The following is a 21039-nucleotide window of genomic DNA, read 5'->3' as shown; positions in this document are numbered from 1 at the left end:
TAATTCGGTTCCCCCGACGTCTAATGTTTATGTCTGCATGATTGTTACGTTCAATGCTTTAAATCTGATACTGCATTTTTATCACGCTATTGTGGAAAACCATGACATGAAAAAGAATAAATCACTGGCTCTGCTGATCGCCCTGACCATCTGCTCGTTACCAACCCTTGCCGCTAATAGCCATTGTGAAGCCCCTTACAGTAATGCGCTTCCCAAATATCATTACCAGTTAAAGAAAACCTTTGAAGTTGACGGCCGCCAAGGCATTACTACCGATAGCAAGTTTTACTACGTCTCCGGCAGCAGCACCCTATCAAAGTACGATATGCAGGGTAATCTGTTAGCCACCAATAAAACCCCGTTTGAAGGCTACAAGATCCCAGCTAACCATATTGGTGATATTGACGTTTATAACAATGAAATCTATGTTTCCGCCGAATGGTTTATGGACGGCGTCGGCAAAGATATTCAAATCGCAGTACATGATGCCGATACCCTGAAGCTAAAAAGAACCTTCCCGTTTAATCCAGAATCTGGTCAGCAGGAAGTCTCCGCCATCACCGTTGATAAAGTGAATAACAGCATTTGGATGGCATCCTGGGTAGGTGAAGAGAGCGGACGTTATCTGTATGAATACGATCTCGATAACGGTCAATACAAAAGAAAAGTACACCTACAGCCGGTACCTCAGTGGATTCAAGGTATTGTTGCCTATCAGGGGGATATCTATCTAACCGCCGATGACGGTACTGCGGACAATAAAGAAGTCGATAATCTTTATCGGGTGAAGATTGATAAAAACAGTACTAATGCCCCAGTGGTGCTGGAGAGAGCCTTCACTGATTTCAAAGACTATGGTGAAATCGAAGGCGTGGCAATTAACCCGCAAACTCATGAACTGCTGGTTCATTCCAACCGCGGTAAACAGATTGTACTCGGCATGCCAAAAGGCTTCTATCCCGGCTATGACCGCGAAATCAGCGAGGTCTACGTTTATGGCATGGAACCAAGCTGTAAAAAACCGTAGCAAACAATGTAATGCCGCTCAGTCAATAAAGTGTCACGAGTTAGCTTTATCTTTTACCCTTTCTATTAAGCGCTGGAATTCAGCCGACAACTGAGAGAGGGAGCACGCCCAGCATGGAGGCTGGGCGAGGCGCTGCTTCTCCGGGAGAGAATCAGCGCCGGTGCGTTAACCCGAACGAAGGCGAAGGGTAGTCGCCATAGGCGACCTGAATTCGGGGGCGAAGGCGCGGTGTGCAGAGGCGCTCGCCTTAGCGCCTTTGCTCGGCCACGTGCTCCCACGTTGATTTATTCACGGTACTAATGGTGGACGAAACTTCCGCTGCAGTTAAACCTAACTGAATAACATGACGTCCAAATAACAAACCTTAGCTATTTAAACCACCCCACCCTATTCCCCACAATTCCCCTGACGATAAGCCAACGCCACGGTTAACGACTGCACCAAACACAGCGTCGCGGATAAAGAACGAAACGCATCAACCTGCGCCTCTTTAACCACAAAACAGACATCGCTAAAGCTGGCCAACGGACTGATCTGGCTATCGGTAATCACGATTTGTCGTGCTCCCGCCTGAGCAGCCATTTCACTAACCATCACCGTTTCTTCAGCATAGGGGGAGAAACTAATGGATACCACAATATCTTTCGGCCCAACGCGATTCAGCTGTTCACGGAACATGCCACCTAAACCAGTCACCAAGAAAGGGCGACATTCCAAATGGCTTAGAGCATAGCTCAGATAGGTGGCAACGCAGAATGAGCGCCTTAACCCAACAATATAAATATTGTCGGCCTCCGCCAGCAAGTCTACCGCCTTTTGCAAATCATCCGCTGCTACGCGAGCGGCAAGCTGTTGCATCGCTTGGGAATTGGAGCGGGCAAATTCCTGAAGAATATCCACGGGACTTTCTGGCGCTGATTCCGTTTCCATTTCACGGAATAAACGGGCGCGATCGGTATAGCTAACCGTTTCCTCAACCAAATGCATACGAAACAACTGTTTCATTTCATTAAATCCGCTGAAATCAAATGCATTGGCAAAACGAATTAAGGTCGATGGCGGAACAGACGCCTCTTTGGCGATCACCGCAACGGTATCAAAAGCCACGCTATTGGTATTATCCAATACATAACGGGCTACCTGCTGTAGCCGTTTACTGAGATCGCCATAGCGAGCTCGAATTTTTTCCTGTAATTCATTCAGCGTGGTCGCAACCGCCATTGTCTGCTCCAAAATAGTTAGCGTTGTATGATTGTAGTGCCTTCTTTCACCGTTTTGAAATCTTTTCGCTCCCATTAAGCCAGAAAATGAAATAATTGATTCGCTGCTGATTATCTGAACATCCCGCCATTCTATTTACCTATGTTTCACGTTTTCGGCCAAGAGAGCCAAAAAAATAAAACATTAAACCGATCACAATAATTAACTTTTATTTTATATTTCACCAAAATGAAATGTATATTTCATATCTATTCATCTCCCCAGAGATCCTACTGATAAATAAGTGAACAGAGGTACAGAATGGAAACCATACAAAACTATGTTAACGGGCAAATCACCGCCAGTAGCAGTCAGCGCTTCAGCCCGGTCTATAACCCTGCCACTGGTACTCAGATCCGTCAGGTGGTGATGAGTACCGCATCGGAAGTAGAACAAGCCATTTCCGCAGCGTCACTCGCCTTTCCTGGTTGGGCCAAAGCCTCTCCATTGAAACGAGCCAGAGTGATGTTTAAATTCAAAGCACTGCTGGAAACTAACCTCGATCGATTAGCCAAAGTCATTGTTGAAGAGCACGGCAAAGTTTATTCGGACGCCGTTGGAGAGTTAACCCGAGGGTTAGAAGTTGTTGAATTTGCCTGCGGCATTCCTCATCTGCAAAAAGGCGAGCACTCCGCCAACGTCGGTACCGGCGTTGATAGTCATTCTCTAATGCAACCTCTCGGCGTTTGTGCCGGTATTACACCGTTTAACTTTCCGGCGATGGTTCCTATGTGGATGTTCCCAATTTCTTTGGCTACCGGGAATACGTTTATACTTAAACCGTCGGAAAAAGATCCCTCTCTGGCCCTTGAGCTGGCAGCCCTACTCAAAGAAGCCGGACTACCAAACGGCGTGTTTAACGTGATCAACGGTGATAAAGAAGCCGTAGATGTCCTGTTAACCCACCCGCAGGTGCAGGCCGTGAGTTTTGTTGGTTCCACCCCTATCGCCGAATATATCTATCAAACCGCTTCCGCACACGGTAAACGCTGTCAGGCGTTAGGCGGAGCCAAAAACCACTGTATCTTGATGCCAGATGCCGATATGGAAATGGCGACCAGCGCGATTATGGGCGCGGCATATGGCGCTGCCGGCGAACGCTGTATGGCGCTATCCGTAGTCTTAGCAGTAGGTGATGATAATGCAGACAAGCTGGTTAAGCGTCTGGAGCAGCATATCGCTAACATGCGTGTAGGGCCGGGGCTGGTACAAAATCCAGAAAACGATATGGGTCCAGTGATATCCTCCCAGCATAAAGCCAAGATCTGTGACTATATCCAAAGTGGTGTAGCGCAAGGCGCAGCCCTAAAAGTTGATGGCCGTCACTACACGGTTAAAGGCCATGAGCAGGGTTATTTTGTTGGCCCAACGTTGTTTGATAACGTTACGCCAGATATGACGATCTATCAGGAAGAGATCTTTGGTCCAGTGTTATCCATTGTCAGAGTGCCTGACTATAACACTGCCCTAAATCTGATTAATCAGCATCAGTATGGCAATGGTACCGCGATTTTTACCCGCGATGGTGAAACCGCACGCCAATTTAGCGAGGATGTACAGGCTGGCATGATCGGCATTAATATTCCTATTCCGGTGCCAATGGCATTCCATAGTTTTGGCGGCTGGAAGCGGTCCATTTTTGGTCCATTAAATGTCCACGGTGGCGATGGAGTACGTTTCTATACTCGTATGAAGACCGTCACCAGCCGCTGGCCAGCAAGCGTACGCCTTGAGCAGCACACCAGCAGTTTTGTCATGCCAACCCTTGAATAACTGAAGACGGGAGTTGTAGTAATGATGACTCAACGAATGACAACAGCACAGGCTCTGGTTGCATTTCTTAACCAGCAATATGTGAGCGTTGACGGAAAAGAGCAGCCTTTTATACAGGGTGTAATGACCATTTTCGGCCATGGCAATGTGGTTGGTCTTGGTCAGGCGCTGGAGCAAAATCCCGGTCACCTGATTGTCCATCAAGGGTGTAATGAACAAGGGATGGCACATATTGCCATCGGTTTTGCCAAGCAGCACAAGCGTAAAAAAATCTATGCTGTGACCTCTTCCGTCGGCCCGGGCGCCGCCAATATGATCACTGCGGCAGCCACGGCTACCGCAAATCGCATCCCGCTGCTTTTACTGCCGGGGGATGTCTATGCCTGCCGTCAACCTGACCCAGTCTTACAGCAGGTGGAGCAATACTACGACAGCTCTATCAGCACCAACGACTGCTTTAAACCGGTTAGCCGCTACTGGGATAGGATCACCCGACCGGAGCAACTGATGAGTGCGGCCATCAACGCAATGCGCGTGCTGACCGATCCGGCAGACACCGGCGCCGTTACGCTCTGCTTACCGCAGGATGTACAAGGTGAAGTCTGGGATTTTCCAGAGAGCTTTTTCGCCAAACGAGTACATCGGATAGAACGACGTCCGGCCAGCGAAGCGATGCTCGATGATGCCATCAATCTGATTAGCCGCAAAAAACGTCCGTTACTGATTTGCGGCGGTGGCGTGCGCTATTCTGAAGCCCACGAGGCTTTCCGGCAGTTTGCTGAGCAATTTAATATTCCGTTTGCTGAAACTCAGGCGGGAAAAAGCGCAGTGATTGCTGAGCATCCATTAAACTGCGGTGGAATTGGTGTTACCGGCTGCTTGTCAGCCAATCAACTGGCGAAAGAAGCCGATTTGATTATTGGCGTAGGAACCCGCTTCACCGATTTTACCACGGCATCTAAATCGTTATTCCAACATCCGGACGTCGAATTTCTGACGCTGAACGTTGCACCTTTTGACGCCTGCAAATTAGATGCAGTGCCGGTGGTGGCCGATGCCAAATCAGCGCTACAGGCATTAAGTCAGCGGTTAGCTGCACAATCTTATCGTAGCCAGTGGCAAACTGAAATTGAACAGGCCCGCCACGACTGGCATCAGGAACGGCAGCGTTTATTCGCTATCAGTGATGCGCCAGGATTAGTACCGGAAATTTCAGGTCATCTGGACGATAAGCTTGATGAATATCGGCAAACGCTACAGACCCATCTCACTCAGACCGAAGCCCTTGGCCTGTTGGATGCGCATTTAGAAAGCAATGCCATTGTTGTCGGCGCCTCAGGCTCACTTCCCGGCGATCTACAACGGCTTTGGAACCCTCGAGAACCTGATACCTATCATCTGGAATATGGCTACTCCTGTATGGGTTACGAAGTCGCAGCGGCAGTTGGTGCGAAGCTCGCCAGCCCAAAACAGCCGGTGTATAGCTTGGTGGGTGATGGCGCCTATATGATGCTCCATTCCGAACTACAAACCGCGGTTCAGGAAGGCATTAAAGTTATCATTTTGCTGTTTGATAATGCTGGCTTTGGCTGTATCAATAATTTGCAAATGAGTCAGGGTATGGGCAGCTTTGGTACCGAGAATCGACATCGAAACCCCAGCACCGGTTTGATGAACGGCCCGCTGGTTAAGGTAGACTTTGCTAAAAATGCCGAAAGCTATGGCTGTAAAGCCTGGCGAGCCAATGATAAAGACTCGCTATTAGCCGCGCTGGCAGCGGCTCAGGCCTGTCCGGAACCGGCATTGATTGATATTAAAGTCTTGCCGAAAACCATGACCCATGGCTATGACGCATGGTGGCGAACCGGCACCGCTCAGCTCGCCGATAAACCGGAAATTGAACAGGCCGCTAAAGAAATTCAACGGATGGTGAAAACTCAGGCTCGGCAATATTAAGCCATATGCCACTATCAATCGCCCTTCAGGAAATCGCTCCTGAAGGGCTTTTTTATCCGCCGCTGAACAAATCGAAATAAACATTTCATATAATGTAACCCTCTCACTTTTATTAAAACCCCTGGCTTTTTAACCACAAATTCAGTACCAGCCTACTAAAAAACGGCAGGCACGCGCGAATTTTCGTGATGCCATTATCATTTTCATCTCGTTTTCTTATGAAAATGTTAACCAAGCTACAAAAACATAACTTTCATTTTTAACTTTATTGAAATAAATGTTTTATTAAGAGCTATGAATTCGGTGGATAACACGCGAAAAGAAAACGTCGTAAAAATGCGACGGGGGTCAGGCCAAAGAGAAAGGGAGTTTTCTCTAACTCACGGTTTGATAACAATTTTTATAGGATACTGGTATATCGAGGAATATTTATGTTTAACATTGCATTATTTGGCGCCGGGCGAATTGGTCAGGTTCATGCCGTGAATATTGCCGCTCATAAAGAAAGCCGGATTTACTCTGTTATTGATCCAAACCAGAGTGCCGCTGCTGAGCTGGCAGAAAAATATCAGGCTAAGGTTCAGGATGTTGAATCGGCCATGAACGACCCACAAGTACATGCGGTACTGATTGCGTCAGCAACGGATACCCATGCCGATCTAATTGAACTGGCCGCCAAACATAACAAAGCGATTTTCTGTGAAAAGCCGGTTCATCTGGATATCGACCGAGTTCGTCACTGTTTGAAAGTCGTCGAACAACAAAAAGTCCCCTTGTTCATTGGCTTTAATCGCCGTTATGACCCTCAATTCAGACAAGTCAAAACGCTGGCACAAGCTGGGAATATCGGCAAAGCCGAATCGCTGCTGATTATTTCCCGCGATCCTTCCCCTCCTCCGGCAGAGTATGTCCGCGTCTCCGGCGGTATGTTCCGCGATATGACTATCCATGACTTTGATATGGCGCGTTTTATCATCGGTGAAGAGCCTGAATCCATATTTGCGCAGGGCAGCAATCTGGTCGATCCCGCCATTGGTCAGGCTGGCGATATTGATACCGCATTTATCGTCATCAAATTCCCTTCCGGCGCCATGGCCACCATTGTGAACAGTCGACGTTCCGGCTATGGCTATGACCAGCGCCTTGAGCTTCATGGTGAAAAAGGCGTTCTGACCGCCACTAATATTAAAGAAAACAGCGTAGAACAGTGGGATCAGGCCGGCTGTACTGCGGCAAAACCAGAACACTTCTTCCTCCAACGCTATAGCGCAGCTTATGCGGCAGAGTGGCAACACTTTATTGATGTTCTGGCTGGGCGAGCGAGTCCAGAATGCTCCGGCATCGACGGTGAACGCGCGCTTTATCTGGCAGATAAGGCACTGGAATCAATGAAAAGCGGTAAATGCGTTGCGTTATAAGCTAAATACCACGCTCAACACACGTACCTTATTAACACGGACATATCATATATCTGCCGAGCGGTAGAGATGATAAACCGAATGGAGTACCCCTATGTTAGCATTTCTTTCGTTTGCTGGTTTTACCCTGCTGGTAGCTGGCATCGCTTGGTATAAAACACGTCATGCCCATCTGACCGACTCTACCGAGGGCTATTTCCTCGGTGGTCGCACCCTGACCGGCGTTTTTATCGGCGGCTCAATGCTGCTGATGAACCTGTCTACCGAGCATCTGGTCGGTCTTAACGGTTTAGCCTTCAGAACCGGCTTTATCGTTATGGCATGGGAAGTGATGGCCGCCATCGCTATCGTCGCTTTTGGTCTCTATTTCCTGCCCAAATATCTCAAACTGGGTATCTCGAATATTCCGGAGTTTCTCGAACGCCGCTTTGATAGAGATACACTGATGATCACCTCAATCCTGTTCCTTGGGATGTACGTGATCTCACTGCTGCCCATCGTGCTATATACCGGCGCTATCGCACTGGAAAGCCTGTTTCAGGTATCGCATGTATTCCAAATCGATAAAACCACCGCGCTCTGGATTATGGTGTGGGGCGTCGGCGGGTTAGGCGCAGTCTACGCCATTCTAGGTGGGATTAAGGCGATTGCCATTGCCGATACCATCAATGGTGCTGGCCTGATTATCGGCGGTCTGATGGTCACTTTGTTTGCTTTAGCCTACGTTGGCAACGGTGATATTTGGGCCGGATTAAGCGACGTTTATCAGGCTAATCCGGACAAATTTAACTCAATAGGTGATGAAGAATCGCTGGTGCCTTTCTCAACCCTGTTTACCGGAGTGATTATCTCCAACATGTTCTTCTGGTGTACCAACCAGTCGATTGTACAGAAATCGCTGGCGGCTAAAAATCTGGCGGAAGGGCAAAAGGGCGTCATGCTCTGCGCACTGTTTAAGCTGATTATTCCTACCATTATCATTTTACCCGGCATTATCGCCTTCCATATTTTTCAGGGACATCTGGATAATCCGGATAATGCCTATCCACGTCTGGTTCAGCTGGTACTGCCGGAGTTTCTGGTCGGCTTCTTTGCCGCAGTGGTGGTTGGAGCCGTATTCTCCACGTTTAGCGGTGGCCTCAACTCCTCCGTAACCCTGTTTACCGTCAATATTTACCGCAAGCGGTTAAAACCAGATGCAACCGAAGCACAAACCGTCGCCGTCGGTAAATATTTAGGGCTGGGTCTGGCATTGGTCACCATGTTAGTTGCGCCGCTAGTGGCCAACGCACCAGATGGATTGTTCTACCTTATCCAACAGTTACAGGGAATCTTTAACGCGCCTATTTTAAGCGTGGTGATGGTGGGTCTAATGACCAAACGTGTACCGGCCATTGCCGCTAAGCTAGGGCTCCTGTTTGGTATGACCGCTTACATCATCTGTAACTTTATTATCAAGGTTGATATCCATTTCTTCCATTTGGTCGGCATCTTGTTTGTGCTGAACGTGGTATTTATGCTGACGATTGGCTACTTCTTCCCGGCCAATACTCCTTACGAAGCCGAATACACTAAACAAGTGGACATTACGCCGTGGGGATTGGTCTGGCCCGTAGCGCTATTAATTGTTCTGGGGTCAATTTCTATGTATGTATTCCTGGCTCAGGATGCGCCCCAGTATGTGATGTATGGCTACTACGTCTGTGCCGCGATTATTTTGGCCTATGTTTTCTACAGTATGGGTAAAGAACTGATGAAACGGCCCGAATTACAGCAGAGCACAACCGAAGAGATTTAACCGTAAGATAGGGCGATCCTCGCAAATAGAGGATCGCCATTAGCAAAAGCGAAACTAAACAATGACAGATCCCTCATTATTCCCGATGATCCAAACGTTTCTGGCGCAAAAAGATCCCTTTGATAAGCTGCCGGAAGCCTTACTGAATACCATTGCCGGGCATATTGAAATCGTCTACCTCACAACCGGCGAGCAACTTCCGCCAGAACAATTAATCGGCTACGGTCTGTATCTGGTCAGAACCGGCGCCGTTGAACAACGACACACCGCCGATAACAGCCTACGGGCTCGATTGGCAACCGGCGATATCTTTGGCTTTAGTCAGTTAATGCGTTCCGCTACCGATGGGGAGCAATATCAGGTCACCGCCATAGAAAACAGTTTGCTGTACTGTATTCCCAAAGCAACCCTGATATCAGTCATGGAAAATTCCGCCGAACTGCGTGCGCATTTTGCCCATCATGAAGGTAACCGCCTGGCTAGCGCCATACTAACACCGACGGCGTTCAACGATGATATTGTCTATCTCAAGCAAGTCTCCAGCGTGCTCAATAGCCAAATGGCGATTGTGGCGCCAACGGTCACCATCAGACAAACCGCACAACAGATGGTGGAGCAACATCGCTCTTCTGCGCTGATCATGGACGGTCAAAAACTATTGGGAATTATTACCGATCGCGACCTGACTAAGCGGGTAGTGGCGACCGGCGTCGCGCTGGACTCGCCGGTTAGCACCGTCATGACCGTCAATCCGGTGACCATTGAATACCACGCTTCGGTGTTAACCGCGGTTGAGATGATGATGCAGCACAATGTTCGCAGCTTGCCCGTCACCCGCGATAAACAGGTGGTAGGTGTGGTGACCGCCACCAGTCTGGTGGTAAAAAATAGCGTACAGGCGATCTACTTGATTAGTCGGATTTACCGGCAGGAGAATTTGGCGGGACTCAAAGCCCTAACGCTACAACGCCAAGCGGTGTTTGAATCGTTGGTGGAATCAGCCATCCATCCACGCCAGTTACAGCAGATGATGACGCTGATTGCCGATGCCTTTAATAAACGGTTACTACAACTGGCCGAACGGCAATTTGGCCCAGCCCCTTGCGCTTATGCCTGGTTTGTCGCTGGCTCGCAAGCGCGCCATGAAATCCATCTGAATTCCGATCAGGATAATGCGTTAATTCTTGAGCGAACACCGCAAGCAGAAGAAATCAGCTATTTTCGCCAGTTAGCCGACTATGTTTGCTATGGTTTGGCCGAGTGCGGCTATCCCCTCTGCCCCGGACATATTATGGCAACCAATCCACGCTGGTGTCAGTCACTGACCCAGTGGCAACAACAGTACCAACAGTGGATTATTCATTCCGACCCCGAATCGCTACTAAACGCTTCGATTTTTCTCGATCTGCGTTTTCTATACGGTGCTAAACCGCTGTTTCATTCATTACAACAGAGCATTACGCCACTATTGAAAAATAACGGACGCTTTCTGCGTATTTTGGCGGCCAATAGCCTACGAGTCAGCCCACCTCTGGGTATGTTCCGTCAGTTCGTTCTGGTTAAAAATGGCGATAATCTCAGCGTATTCAATATTAAAAAACAGGCGGTCAATTTAATTGTTGAGCTGTCGCGCCTGTATGCCCTTGATGCCGGTACGCTGCTGCCCGGCACTGCCGATCGGCTCCAATATTCGGCAGAACATCAAATCATTAGTCATGCCACCCACAAAGAGCTGCTTAAGGCGTTTGATTTTATTAACAACGTGAGGTTCACCCATCAATTACAATCCCTGAAAGCCAGCCAACCCGTCAGCAATCATATTGCGCCAGATAGCCTGACTCAGTTTGAGCGGAACCATTTGAAAGATGCCTTCCGTATTATCGCCAGAACGCAAGAAGCCATTATGCAGCGATACGGCGCTAAAGGCGTGCTGCAATAATGTTTCATCGACTATTTGATCCGTTAAAAGCGCTGGAGAAAAAGCGTCTAAAATTGCGACCGCTTCCCTCATGGCCGGCAGAAGTGCAGGAGTATCTTTCCTGCCCGCTACCGCAGGCCGATATACCGTTAGACCAGCAAGATCTATTAGTTATCGACTTTGAAACCTCGGGGCTGGATCCCCTCAAAGATAAGATACTCAGCATCGGTACCGTTACCATTCATCAACAGCGTATTTTGTTACGCAGCGCCAGCCATCAATATCTGGCCCAGCCGCATTCCGTCAGGCAGAAAACTGCCTGCATTAACCATATCGTGCCGGAAAAGCTGATTCATGGCGTACAAACTCAAGCCGCCCTGCTTAACCTGTTGCAACAGGCGCAAGGAAAAATCGTTGTCGCCCATTGTGCGGTGATAGAACAACGGTTTATCCAGCAGCTACTGCTCGCTAACCATTTGCCCGTGCTACCGATAGTTTGGCTGGATACCTTTATGCTGGAAAAATCGCTGATGGCTAATCGGCAATCCGCTCAAGAATATAATCTGCAACAGGTTCGTCAACGCTACGGGTTGCCGGATTATCCTGCCCATGATGCGCTAAGTGATGCCATTGCGACCGCAGAACTTTTACTGTGTCAGATAAAAACCATTTTTTCCGGTGACATCCCCGAACTACTCCCCTTGTATCAGCGATCCCGCCGCGGTCAAAGCTAATCGCAGGAAACGCTTCGTCACTCAATGCATTAAGCCCAATATTCAAAAACTCCATTCAGATCACAAATCGAAATTTATATTTCCAAAACCATAGATAATGAAATATTTATTCCATAATATTCATTCATAGATAACGGCATTATTCAGATTCTTATGATCAAGGAGTCGATATGAAAGAGATTCATATAGGTTTAATCGGAACCGGCTATATTGGACGCGCCCACGCTATCGCCTATGCCCAAACGCCAACCGTCTTCCCCCTGAAAGGTAAACTCATTCGAGACATGGTTGCAGAGGTAAACCCGCAGCTTGCCGCCGAACGCGCGCAGGCATTTGGCTTTAACCGTTCAACCGGCGACTGGCGAGAGCTAGTTGCCGATCCTAACATCCATGTCGTCGATATCTGTTCCCCTAACTATCTGCACAAAGAAATGGCGTTAGAAGCGATCCGCCACGGTAAACACGTTTACTCGGAAAAGCCTCTGGCGCTGACTGCAGCCGATGCCAGAGAGATGGTAGATGCGGCGAAACAGGCCGGTGTTCAAACTATGGTTGGCTTCAACTATATGAAAAACCCCACTGCCAGTTTGGCTAAAGAGATTATCAGCAACGGCGAAATCGGTGAGATCGTACACTTCTACGGCACCCATAACGAAGACTATATGGCTGACCCACTGGAACCAATTCACTGGCACTGTTTTAAAAACACCGCCGGTTTAGGCGCCCTTGGTGATCTGGCCGCTCATATCGTCAACATGGCTCAGTATCTGGTGAGCGATATCTCTACCGTCTGCGGTGACCTGCAAACCGTGGTGAAATCACGCCCGGAGCAAGCCGGTTCCAGCAAAATGGTTGAGGTTGAAAACGAAGATCAGGCCAGTGCACTTATCCGCTTCAGTAATGGTGCGATGGGTGTGATTGAAACATCACGTATCGCCTGCGGACGCAAAATGGGACTCACTTGGGTGATTACCGGCACCAAAGGCACCCTGAGCTTTACTCAGGAGCGGATGGCTGAACTCAAACTCTACCGCCACGATGCCCCGGCCAATCGACAAGGTTTTCAGACCATTCTGGTTGGCCCTGAACATCCAGACTACGCCTGGTTCTGCGGTGGCGCAGGACACGGTATCGGTTTCAACGATCAGAAAGCGGTTGAAGTACGAGACCTGATTAACGGTATCGCAACCAATACACCAATCTGGCCTGACTTTGAAGAGGGCTGGAAAGTTTCACGCATATTGGACGCTATCGCCCTGTCCCACGCCGAAGAACGTTGGGTAAAAGTCAGCGAAATCCGTTAATCACACGGTCTGCGGTGATATCACCGCGGCCCTGTCCCTCAACCTCAGCGGTGGAGACAAAAGAACGATGAACACCATGGAAAAAAAATTTGATGTTATTTGTATGGGCCGAGTGGCGGTTGATCTCTATGGTCAACAAATTGGTGCTCGACTGGAAGATATGGGAAGCTTTGCTAAATATCTTGGCGGTTCTTCCGGTAACGTGGCTTACGGTACTGCTCGGCAAGGGCTGCGCTCATCCATGCTGGCCAGAGTCGGCGATGAACATATGGGCCGATTCTTACGGGAAGAACTGCAAAGCGTTGGCTGCGACACCAGCCATCTGATTACCGACAAAGAACGCTTAACCGCTCTGGTTTTATTGGGCATCAAAGATCGCGAAACCTTTCCGCTGATTTTCTATCGCGATAATTGCGCCGATATGGCCATTCATAAAGATGATTTTAGTGAAGAGTATATTGCCTCCGCCCGCTGTCTGGCGGTTACCGGTACGCATCTCTCCCACCCTGATACGCGAGACGCGGTGCTAACGGCTCTCAGCTATGCGCGCCGTAACGGGGTGAAAACCGCTCTGGATATTGATTATCGCCCGGTGTTATGGGGACTAACATCGCTGGGAGACGGTGAAACCCGATTTATTCCCTCACCGCAGGTCACTCATCAGCTTCAAGAGGTATTAGGGCTATTCGATCTGATTGTCGGCACCGAAGAGGAGTTTCATATTGCCGGCGGCTCTACCGATACTCTGGAAGCCCTGCGTCAGGTTCGTCAGTTAACGCGAGCTGAGCTGGTGTGTAAACGCGGTTCGCTGGGCTGCTCGGTATTTACCGGCGACATTCCGGATCATCTGGATAAAGGCATAACCATTCAGGGCGTTCAGGTTGATGTTTTAAACGTTCTGGGTGCAGGGGATGCCTTTATGTCAGGCCTGCTACGCGGCTACCTGAGTGGCGAAGGTTGGGAAAAAACCTGCGCCTATGCCAACGCCTGTGGCGCTCTGGTGGTTTCCCGCCACGGCTGCGCCCCAGCCATGCCTAGCAAAACAGAATTGGATAATTATCTGGCCAGAGCTGAAAGCGTCCCTCGTCCCGATCTGGATGAAGAGCTTAACCATCTGCACCGCGTCACCACGCGGCGTGCAAACTGGGATGAACTCTGCGTAATGGCGTTCGATCACCGCAGCCAAATGGAAGATATGGCACTCACCTGCGGAGCGGATACGCAACAAATTAGTACCCTAAAACAGCTTATTTTACAGTCCAGCCGCGAGGCAATACAGCAATCGGGCCTACAGGGAAAAGCCGGACTGTTGTGTGACAGCACCTTCGGACAAGCGGTACTCAACGACATTACCGGCGAAGGTTGGTGGATTGGCCGGCCAATTGAATTACCCGGTTCACGCCCGCTCACTCTGGAACATGGCGATATCGGTTCACAGCTGATCGATTGGCCGCTTGAGCATGTAGTGAAATGTTTAGTGTTCTTCCACCCGGAAGATTCCCACCCTTTGCGTTTGGAGCAAGAAAAGAAAGTTCAGGAAGTCTATCGGGCATGCTGTAAGTCCGGCCACGAACTGCTGTTGGAAGTAATTTTACCCGCCGATATGCAGCGTACCGATGAGCTTTATCTGCGCGCTATTCAACGTTTTTATAATCTGGGCGTGAAGCCGGACTGGTGGAAACTACCGCCGCTCAGCGCCCATAGCTGGTCAATCCTGACCGACCTGATATCCCAACGCGACCCTCACTGCCGGGGCGTGGTGATTCTGGGATTGGATGCACCGCTGGAGGATCTGAAAGCCGGATTCAATGCCGCAGCCGGTTATCCACTGATCAAAGGATTTGCCGTTGGACGTACTCTGTTTGCTAAGCCGTCGCAGAAATGGTTGAAAGGTGAAATCGACGATTGCACCCTCATTCAACAAATTAAGAGCAACTATTTACAGCTGATAGACCTGTGGCAACAGCGCGGTTAAGCATTATCCAAGTATTTATCATTATTGATGGAGAACAATCATGACTGTACAACTCGGTATTAACCCACTCACCTGGACCAATGATGACCTTCCTTCACTGGGCGCTGAAACCCCGCTGGAAACCTGCCTCAGTGAAGGTAAGCAGGCCGGTTTTGTCGGATTTGAACTGGGCAATAAGTTCCCACGAAAATCTGAAGTACTGGGCCCTATTCTGGCTGAACATAACCTTAAGCTGGTTTCCGGCTGGTATTCCGGCGAACTGCTGACCCGTTCAGTGGAAGAAGAAATTGAAGCCGCCCAAAGCCATTTAACCCTGCTGCGCGATCTTGGTGCAAAAGTTATGGTTTTCGCCGAAGTAACCGACTGTATTCACGGTGATCAAAGCAAACCGGTACATCTACGTCCGCGTTTTCCTGCCGACCAGTGGCAAGAATATGGCCGTAAACTGACTGAATTTGCCCGCTATACCCAACAACAAGGGATTCAAGTAGCCTATCATCACCATATGGGAACCGTGATTGAAAGCGCGGAAGATATCGACAATCTGATGAAGCATACCGGGCCAGAAGTTGGTTTGTTACTGGATGCTGGGCACTTAACCTATGCCGGAGCCGATCCCGCCGCCGTTGCCCGTCAATGGGCCAGCCGAATTAATCATGTTCATTGCAAAGACGTACGTAAAGACGTATTGCAGGATGTACGTAACCGCAAAACCAGCTTCCTCGATGCGGTACTGAGCGGGGTGTTTACCGTACCCGGTGATGGCTGCGTTGATTTCCCTTCAGTGTTTCACTCGCTGAAAAACCAGAATTATAAAGGCTGGTTAGTGGTTGAAGCCGAGCAAGATCCGGCCATCGCACATCCACTTACTTACGCCACGCTGGGTTATAACAACCTGCATCAGTTCGCCCGTAACGCTGGCCTGCTCTAAGCGACGGCCTTATGTACGGACTGTCAGGATGCCACTTACTATTTACTCGACCGTACTGCCCGGCAGTACGGTATCGAAATAAGGAGAAGCGTACGATGTCCCGATTATTGTCGCGTTACCACTCGCCTGATGATAAAGGCCGTACCCAACATATCACGGTAGAGAATGCCGGCTGGAAGTACATTGGTTTTGATGTTTATGAGCTTGCCGCACAGGCCACGCTGGAGCTACCACCATCCACTGATGAACGTTGTCTGGTGCTGGTAGCCGGTAAAGCCACAATCAGCACCCCAACCCAGAGCTATCAACAAATCGGCCAACGCATGAGCCCATTTGAGCGCACCAAGCCTTATGCGGTCTATGTCACCGCAGGAGAAAGCATCACTATCGTTGCCCATACTTCTCTGGAACTGGCCGTTTGTCAGGCGCCGGGAAAAGGTAGCTATCCAACCCGCCTCATCTCACCGCAAGATATTGATGCCGAACAGCGCGGCCATGGCAATAACCAACGCTATGTCCACAACATTCTACCGGATGACAAACCGGCGGACAGCCTGTTGGTGGTTGAAGTGTATACCAATGAAGGCTGCACCAGCTCTTATCCCAGCCACAAACATGACAGCGATAATCTGCCTCATGAGAGCTATCTGGAAGAAACGTATTATCACCGACTGGATCCACAACAGGGGTTCTGCTTACAACGCGTCTATACTGACGATCGCTCACTGGACGAAAGCATGGCGGTGTACAACAAAGACGTGGTTAAAGTCCCGAAAGGCTACCACCCGGTTGCAACCATCGCTGGCTATAACAGCTACTACCTCAACGTTATGGCCGGCCCGGTACGCCAGTGGCGCTTTACTTGGGAACAAGATCACCAATGGATTAACAGTGAAACCTATGCGGAGAAATTTAGCGCAGACTAATCACTGATGACACTTACTCATAAAAAACTGCACCTTACTCAGTTAGGTGTCCAACTTTTGGGGTGCAGTTCACGTAGGCGGTTAAATAACTATATGCAATATTATTTTTATTCCATCATCGCTACGAAAGTTAACATTTGCCATTATTTTTATTCCCCTTCCTCGTAATGAGATTCGTCATTACAGTCAATGACCGTAGTCTGAATCCAAATAGGGAAATCGTGCAGGTTCAGGCAGCAGCATAAAACGGGAAAATCGGACAACTACCTTGAAAAACACCGAATAGTTTCAACTTTTTTACATTGGTAAATTTTTTTCAATTGGAAATTGAAATTAAATTTTTTGTGTTTACTATTTGAGCTAACAATAATTTTGAGCCTACAAGTTCAAAAACGGATATTTTAATTTGATAAAGAGAATAGGGAAATGTCGAATAACAACTTTACGAGTGTAGTCTCCGTTCTTCATGTGAATGATTTCGACGGAGCCGTTGAATGGTACGCCAAATGGCTTGGGCGCAAGCCAGATGTTACACCTGATGAGGGAATCGCCGAATGGCAGTTGGCAGAAAATGCTTGGATTCAAGTTTCGGTTGCTCCTGACCCAAGCCTTGCAGGTAAATCATTTGTAGTTTGCGGCGTCCACAATATCGAAACACAGAGGGCAGTTTGTCAAGACGCTGGTGTTACCGCTAGCGAAACACAGGACCTGGGATTCATAAAGCTTGCGCAAATCAGCGATCCAGCAGGAAACACCGTGATGTTCGTCCAAGAAATGTAGAGCAGTTCAGTAATACGGTGGCTTCAGATTAATGATAAACCCTAAAGTTTGAATTCGTTAGTTTGCGAAACTTAAACGGAAGGAGAGGATTCTGTTGGGGTCGTAGCTGGCTTGCCAGCCGGAGGCCCGTAAGAATTCTGGGCCTGACGCCCGTTAAACCGAAAAACATCCCCCTCGGCCGTGAGGGAAAACTCATATTCCGACGCTCTTCCTACGGACGAAATGTACACCGACATCAAATTAAACCACTTTGTCAGCTATCCCAGCCGCCGTAACACGGCTGCTTTAACCCACTCAAAAAACTACAAATACATCTTCCGCAAATAATGCATCACCGCATCATCAACGTTACTGCCGATCACTTCCAGCTCAGGCAGAGTTTTCTTCAGTCGCGGTGAAGCATTTTGCATAATGCAGCCCTTACCCGCCATGGATAACATTTCAACATCATTCATACCGTCACCGAAGGTAATGCAATCTTTTAGGCCATAGCCCAAAATACCGGAAACATCCTGTAGCGCCCGCCCTTTAGATACTCCAGCGCCCATCACTTCCAGGCAATAGTCGAGGGAGAAAGTCACGTGTACCTGATTTCCCCAACGCGCATTAATCTTCTCTTCCAGACGCAGTAACTTCTGGTGATCGGTACAGGTGTAAAACACCTTACAGATACCATCCGTCGCCATTGAATGAGCCTCAAACAGTTGATAGCTGAAGTCTGACTCCTGATGGAAATTCTTCAGGTCTTCGCTTTCTCGGTTCGTCAGCCAGTCATCATTGCGGTAAACGTGAGTTTCAATATCCGGGCTGTCATTGACGATATGGTAAAGCTCATAGGCAATATTCTCATCCAGATTATGACTGAAAAGCAGTTCGCCCTTAGCGTTATGCACTCTGGCGCCATTAGAGGTGATCATATAAGAATCAATCCCTAAACCATCACGAATCTGGCCAACGTCAATATGGTGGCGACCGGTCGCAAAAATAAAATTGACGCCATGCTTCGCTATCAACTTAAGCGTATCTTTGGCAAATGGAGACAGGGTGTGGTCTGTTTGTAACAGCGTGCCATCCAGATCGGATGCAACTATAGGATACATGGTGAATAACTCGCCTTTATCTAAAAATAAAATCAATTGTACCGACAAAAAACGGATTAATATTGGGCAAAAAAGCTCAATATATCGATCAATGCTTCAGTTCTCAGTACATCATGTTCAAACAAAATCTCATGGCGCGCACCCTTAATCATTTTCGGTACGCCCCCTTCACAAGGGTGGCCTGCATCGGCCAACGCTTGGCAGAATGCGGCATGAGCCGCATTATCTACCAACCGATCCTGACTGGCCTGCAACAGAATTAACGGTGTGGTGATTTGAGGTGCAAGCTGAATAGCCCGTTCCCCGGCCATCATCGACTCTCTAACCCAATGATAGGTCGGTCCTCCCAGCCTAATCTCTGGTTTATCCGAGTAGTGGCGAGAGAACAAACGATAGCGTGCTTTACTGTGAGTCAATAAATTCACCGCATAAGGCAACGGCAGCCAACGCCCGGTGCCGACGGCATAATACTCTCTGGCACTTTGCCAGCGTTCGGTCAAATCGGTAATTTTTCTGGCTAGCCAAGTTGGCATAGGCAAGGCAATGCCCAGCATGGGTGAACAAAGCGCTGCCGCCAAAACCGACTGAGGATGTCTGGCCAAAAACAACGCCGCAATCGCCCCACCCATTGAATGGGCCAGCAAAAAGGCTTTCTGGTAGTTTTGCTGAACGAAGATATTCAGCCAAAAGAATTCAAAATCATCAACGTAATCATCAAACTTCTCAACGTGACCACGCTGGCTGTCTTCCAGTATGCGCCCTGAAAACCCTTGGCCGCGGTGATCCAAAATCCAAATATCGTAGCCACAGCGGAACAGATCGTAGGCCAACTCCTGATACTTGATATACCCTTCAGTGCGGCCGGTAACCACCACAATGGCGCGCTGATGCGCCGATGAGGTGAACTTGACATATTTTATGGGTACACCATCAGCACCTTCAAAGTGACATTCCTGACGCTGTTGCCAGAAATTCAATAAAGGTCCATTTGTAAAAGAGGAGAAATGTTTCTCGCGGCTTAACCAGTCGTTTTTAAATGATGAACAATCTATTGTCATGGACTCACACATCCTATGCCGATAGCTGTTTATCACCTATTGAGCAAAATTTATCAATAAAATATTGCGGAATAATGAATCCAGCGCTGAAAAAGCCTCTGCCATCATCAATACTGGCCGGATACGTCCAGAATCTGCCGCAGAAAATATAATCCCTTGCCCCTAGTGACTTAAGCCAATACATCAGATAAAAATAGTGGCAGGCGAGATATCTATATCGCTAAATCTTACCGCCGAACGGCCAAGCTCAGGGAGAATTATTTTGACCATTGAATGGTGGCTAACCTATTTAGTGACAACGATTATTCTTAGCCTGTCTCCCGGTTCCGGGGCCATTAATACGATGAGTACCGGTATCACTTATGGCTTTCGCGGCACAATTCCGGCAATCGCCGGTTTACAGGTGGGGCTGGCAGCACATATTGTTCTGGTCGGTATTGGTTTGGGGACGTTACTTTCCAGCTCGGTTTTGGCATTTGATATTCTAAAATGGCTGGGTGCGGCCTATCTGATCTGGCTGGGGATTCAGCAATGGCGGGTGGCTGGCGCGCTGGATCTGAATGCGGTATCCAAGGCTTTACCAAGCAGTGGACGCTTTAAACGCGCGGTGTTGGTAAATCTGACCAATCCTAAAAGCATTGTGTTTCTGGCAGCGTTATTCCCACAGTTTATCGTGCCCCATCAACCACAGGCCATTCAGTACCTGATACTGGGCACCACCAGCATTGTGGTCGATATTATTGTGATGATTGGTTACGCCACGCTAGCCAGCAGTATTGCCAAATGGATACGCCAGCCTCATCAAATGAAGCTGCTTAACCGTATCTTTGGTTCGATGTTTATTATGGTGGGCACACTGCTGTTATTTGCCCGCAGAGCCAGTAATTAAACGGGCTTCTTCCCCCAGCAATTGAGCGATTATAAGTTTTACTGCTGAATAATTTTTATATATCGAATAATTTTACTTGCACCCTCTGATACATTTTGTAATGTGGAGGGAGTCGTGCTCATGATAATTCAGTAAAAAGGCAAGACAGCAAATACGCTTACACTCATATCGATAATGAATATCGATAAAAGC

Annotated in this window: 16 protein-coding genes; 13 read left to right on the top strand and 3 right to left on the bottom strand. The window is 48.6% G+C overall.

Going from position 1 to position 21039, the window contains the following annotated elements; translation table 11 throughout:
• Window positions 1-106 precede the first annotated feature (106 nt).
• Window positions 107-1027, top strand: coding sequence for a hypothetical protein (locus EL341_RS00765; protein ID WP_197723514.1), 921 nt, complete (start codon window positions 107-109; stop codon window positions 1025-1027).
• Between the two features lie 387 nt (window positions 1028-1414).
• Here EL341_RS00765 and EL341_RS00760 read toward each other — a convergent pair whose 3' ends face one another.
• A complete protein-coding gene (locus EL341_RS00760) occupies window positions 1415-2248 on the bottom strand; it encodes a MurR/RpiR family transcriptional regulator (RefSeq protein ID WP_047779612.1) in 834 nt (277 codons plus the stop codon).
• Between the two features lie 300 nt (window positions 2249-2548).
• Here EL341_RS00760 and EL341_RS00755 point away from each other — a divergent pair, with 300 nt between their 5' ends.
• The 11 genes from EL341_RS00755 (at window position 2549) to EL341_RS00705 (ending at window position 17800) form a co-directional block, all read left to right on the top strand.
• The gene (locus tag EL341_RS00755) at window positions 2549-4060 is read left to right on the top strand and encodes a CoA-acylating methylmalonate-semialdehyde dehydrogenase (RefSeq protein ID WP_047779611.1); all 1512 of its coding nucleotides are present in this window, start codon (window positions 2549-2551) and stop codon (window positions 4058-4060) included.
• Between the two features lie 21 nt (window positions 4061-4081).
• Window positions 4082-6016 carry a 3D-(3,5/4)-trihydroxycyclohexane-1,2-dione acylhydrolase (decyclizing) gene (gene iolD / locus EL341_RS00750; protein WP_047779610.1) on the top strand — a complete coding sequence of 645 codons (1935 nt, stop codon included), beginning with the start codon at window positions 4082-4084 and terminating at the stop codon, window positions 6014-6016.
• A 431-nt stretch (window positions 6017-6447) separates the two neighbouring features.
• The gene (iolG, locus tag EL341_RS00745; protein ID WP_114986055.1) at window positions 6448-7434 is read left to right on the top strand and encodes an inositol 2-dehydrogenase; all 987 of its coding nucleotides are present in this window, start codon (window positions 6448-6450) and stop codon (window positions 7432-7434) included.
• Window positions 7435-7528: 94 nt separating this feature from the next.
• The gene (locus EL341_RS00740; RefSeq protein WP_126466783.1) at window positions 7529-9232 is read left to right on the top strand and encodes a solute:sodium symporter family transporter; all 1704 of its coding nucleotides are present in this window, start codon (window positions 7529-7531) and stop codon (window positions 9230-9232) included.
• 61 nt (window positions 9233-9293) lie between these two features.
• Complete coding sequence (locus EL341_RS00735) at window positions 9294-11171, top strand: DUF294 nucleotidyltransferase-like domain-containing protein (protein ID WP_074823895.1); 1878 nt, start codon at window positions 9294-9296, stop codon at window positions 11169-11171.
• On the top strand, window positions 11171-11884 hold the full coding sequence (locus EL341_RS00730) for an exonuclease domain-containing protein (RefSeq protein ID WP_114986054.1): 714 nt from the start codon (window positions 11171-11173) through the stop codon (window positions 11882-11884). The genes EL341_RS00735 and EL341_RS00730 overlap by 1 nt, the downstream gene beginning before the upstream one ends.
• A 170-nt stretch (window positions 11885-12054) precedes the next feature.
• Entirely contained in the window at window positions 12055-13188 is a 1134-nt protein-coding gene (locus tag EL341_RS00725; protein ID WP_047779605.1) for a Gfo/Idh/MocA family protein, read from the top strand.
• A 76-nt stretch (window positions 13189-13264) separates the two neighbouring features.
• Window positions 13265-15163, top strand: coding sequence for a bifunctional 5-dehydro-2-deoxygluconokinase/5-dehydro-2-deoxyphosphogluconate aldolase (locus EL341_RS00720; RefSeq protein WP_373876101.1), 1899 nt, complete (start codon window positions 13265-13267; stop codon window positions 15161-15163).
• Between the two features lie 40 nt (window positions 15164-15203).
• Window positions 15204-16094 carry a myo-inosose-2 dehydratase gene (iolE, locus tag EL341_RS00715; protein ID WP_074823887.1) on the top strand — a complete coding sequence of 297 codons (891 nt, stop codon included), beginning with the start codon at window positions 15204-15206 and terminating at the stop codon, window positions 16092-16094.
• Window positions 16095-16189: 95 nt separating this feature from the next.
• The gene (gene iolB / locus EL341_RS00710; RefSeq protein ID WP_074823884.1) at window positions 16190-17020 is read left to right on the top strand and encodes a 5-deoxy-glucuronate isomerase; all 831 of its coding nucleotides are present in this window, start codon (window positions 16190-16192) and stop codon (window positions 17018-17020) included.
• Window positions 17021-17446: 426 nt separating this feature from the next.
• Window positions 17447-17800 carry a VOC family protein gene (locus EL341_RS00705; RefSeq protein WP_074823881.1) on the top strand — a complete coding sequence of 118 codons (354 nt, stop codon included), beginning with the start codon at window positions 17447-17449 and terminating at the stop codon, window positions 17798-17800.
• Between the two features lie 302 nt (window positions 17801-18102).
• Here the strand turns inward: EL341_RS00705 and yigL are convergent, their stop codons facing one another.
• Together yigL and pldB are read right to left on the bottom strand one after the other, a co-directional pair.
• Window positions 18103-18900, bottom strand: a complete 798-nt coding sequence (gene yigL, locus EL341_RS00700) for a sugar/pyridoxal phosphate phosphatase YigL (RefSeq protein ID WP_126466781.1) — start codon at window positions 18898-18900, stop codon at window positions 18103-18105.
• A 56-nt stretch (window positions 18901-18956) separates the two neighbouring features.
• Window positions 18957-19958, bottom strand: coding sequence for a lysophospholipase L2 (gene pldB / locus EL341_RS00695; protein ID WP_126466779.1), 1002 nt, complete (start codon window positions 19956-19958; stop codon window positions 18957-18959).
• A gap of 262 nt (window positions 19959-20220) precedes the next feature.
• Between pldB and rhtB the strand changes: the two genes are divergently transcribed.
• The gene (gene rhtB / locus EL341_RS00690) at window positions 20221-20847 is read left to right on the top strand and encodes a homoserine/homoserine lactone efflux protein (RefSeq protein ID WP_074823874.1); all 627 of its coding nucleotides are present in this window, start codon (window positions 20221-20223) and stop codon (window positions 20845-20847) included.
• Window positions 20848-21039: the final 192 nt, after the last annotated feature.

This window comes from Pragia fontium (assembly GCF_900638655.1).
In the GTDB taxonomy this organism is placed as follows: domain Bacteria; phylum Pseudomonadota; class Gammaproteobacteria; order Enterobacterales; family Enterobacteriaceae; genus Pragia; species Pragia fontium.
The sequence above is the reverse complement of the archived record's forward strand: the minus strand, read 5'-3'. Positions and strand labels throughout refer to the sequence as shown.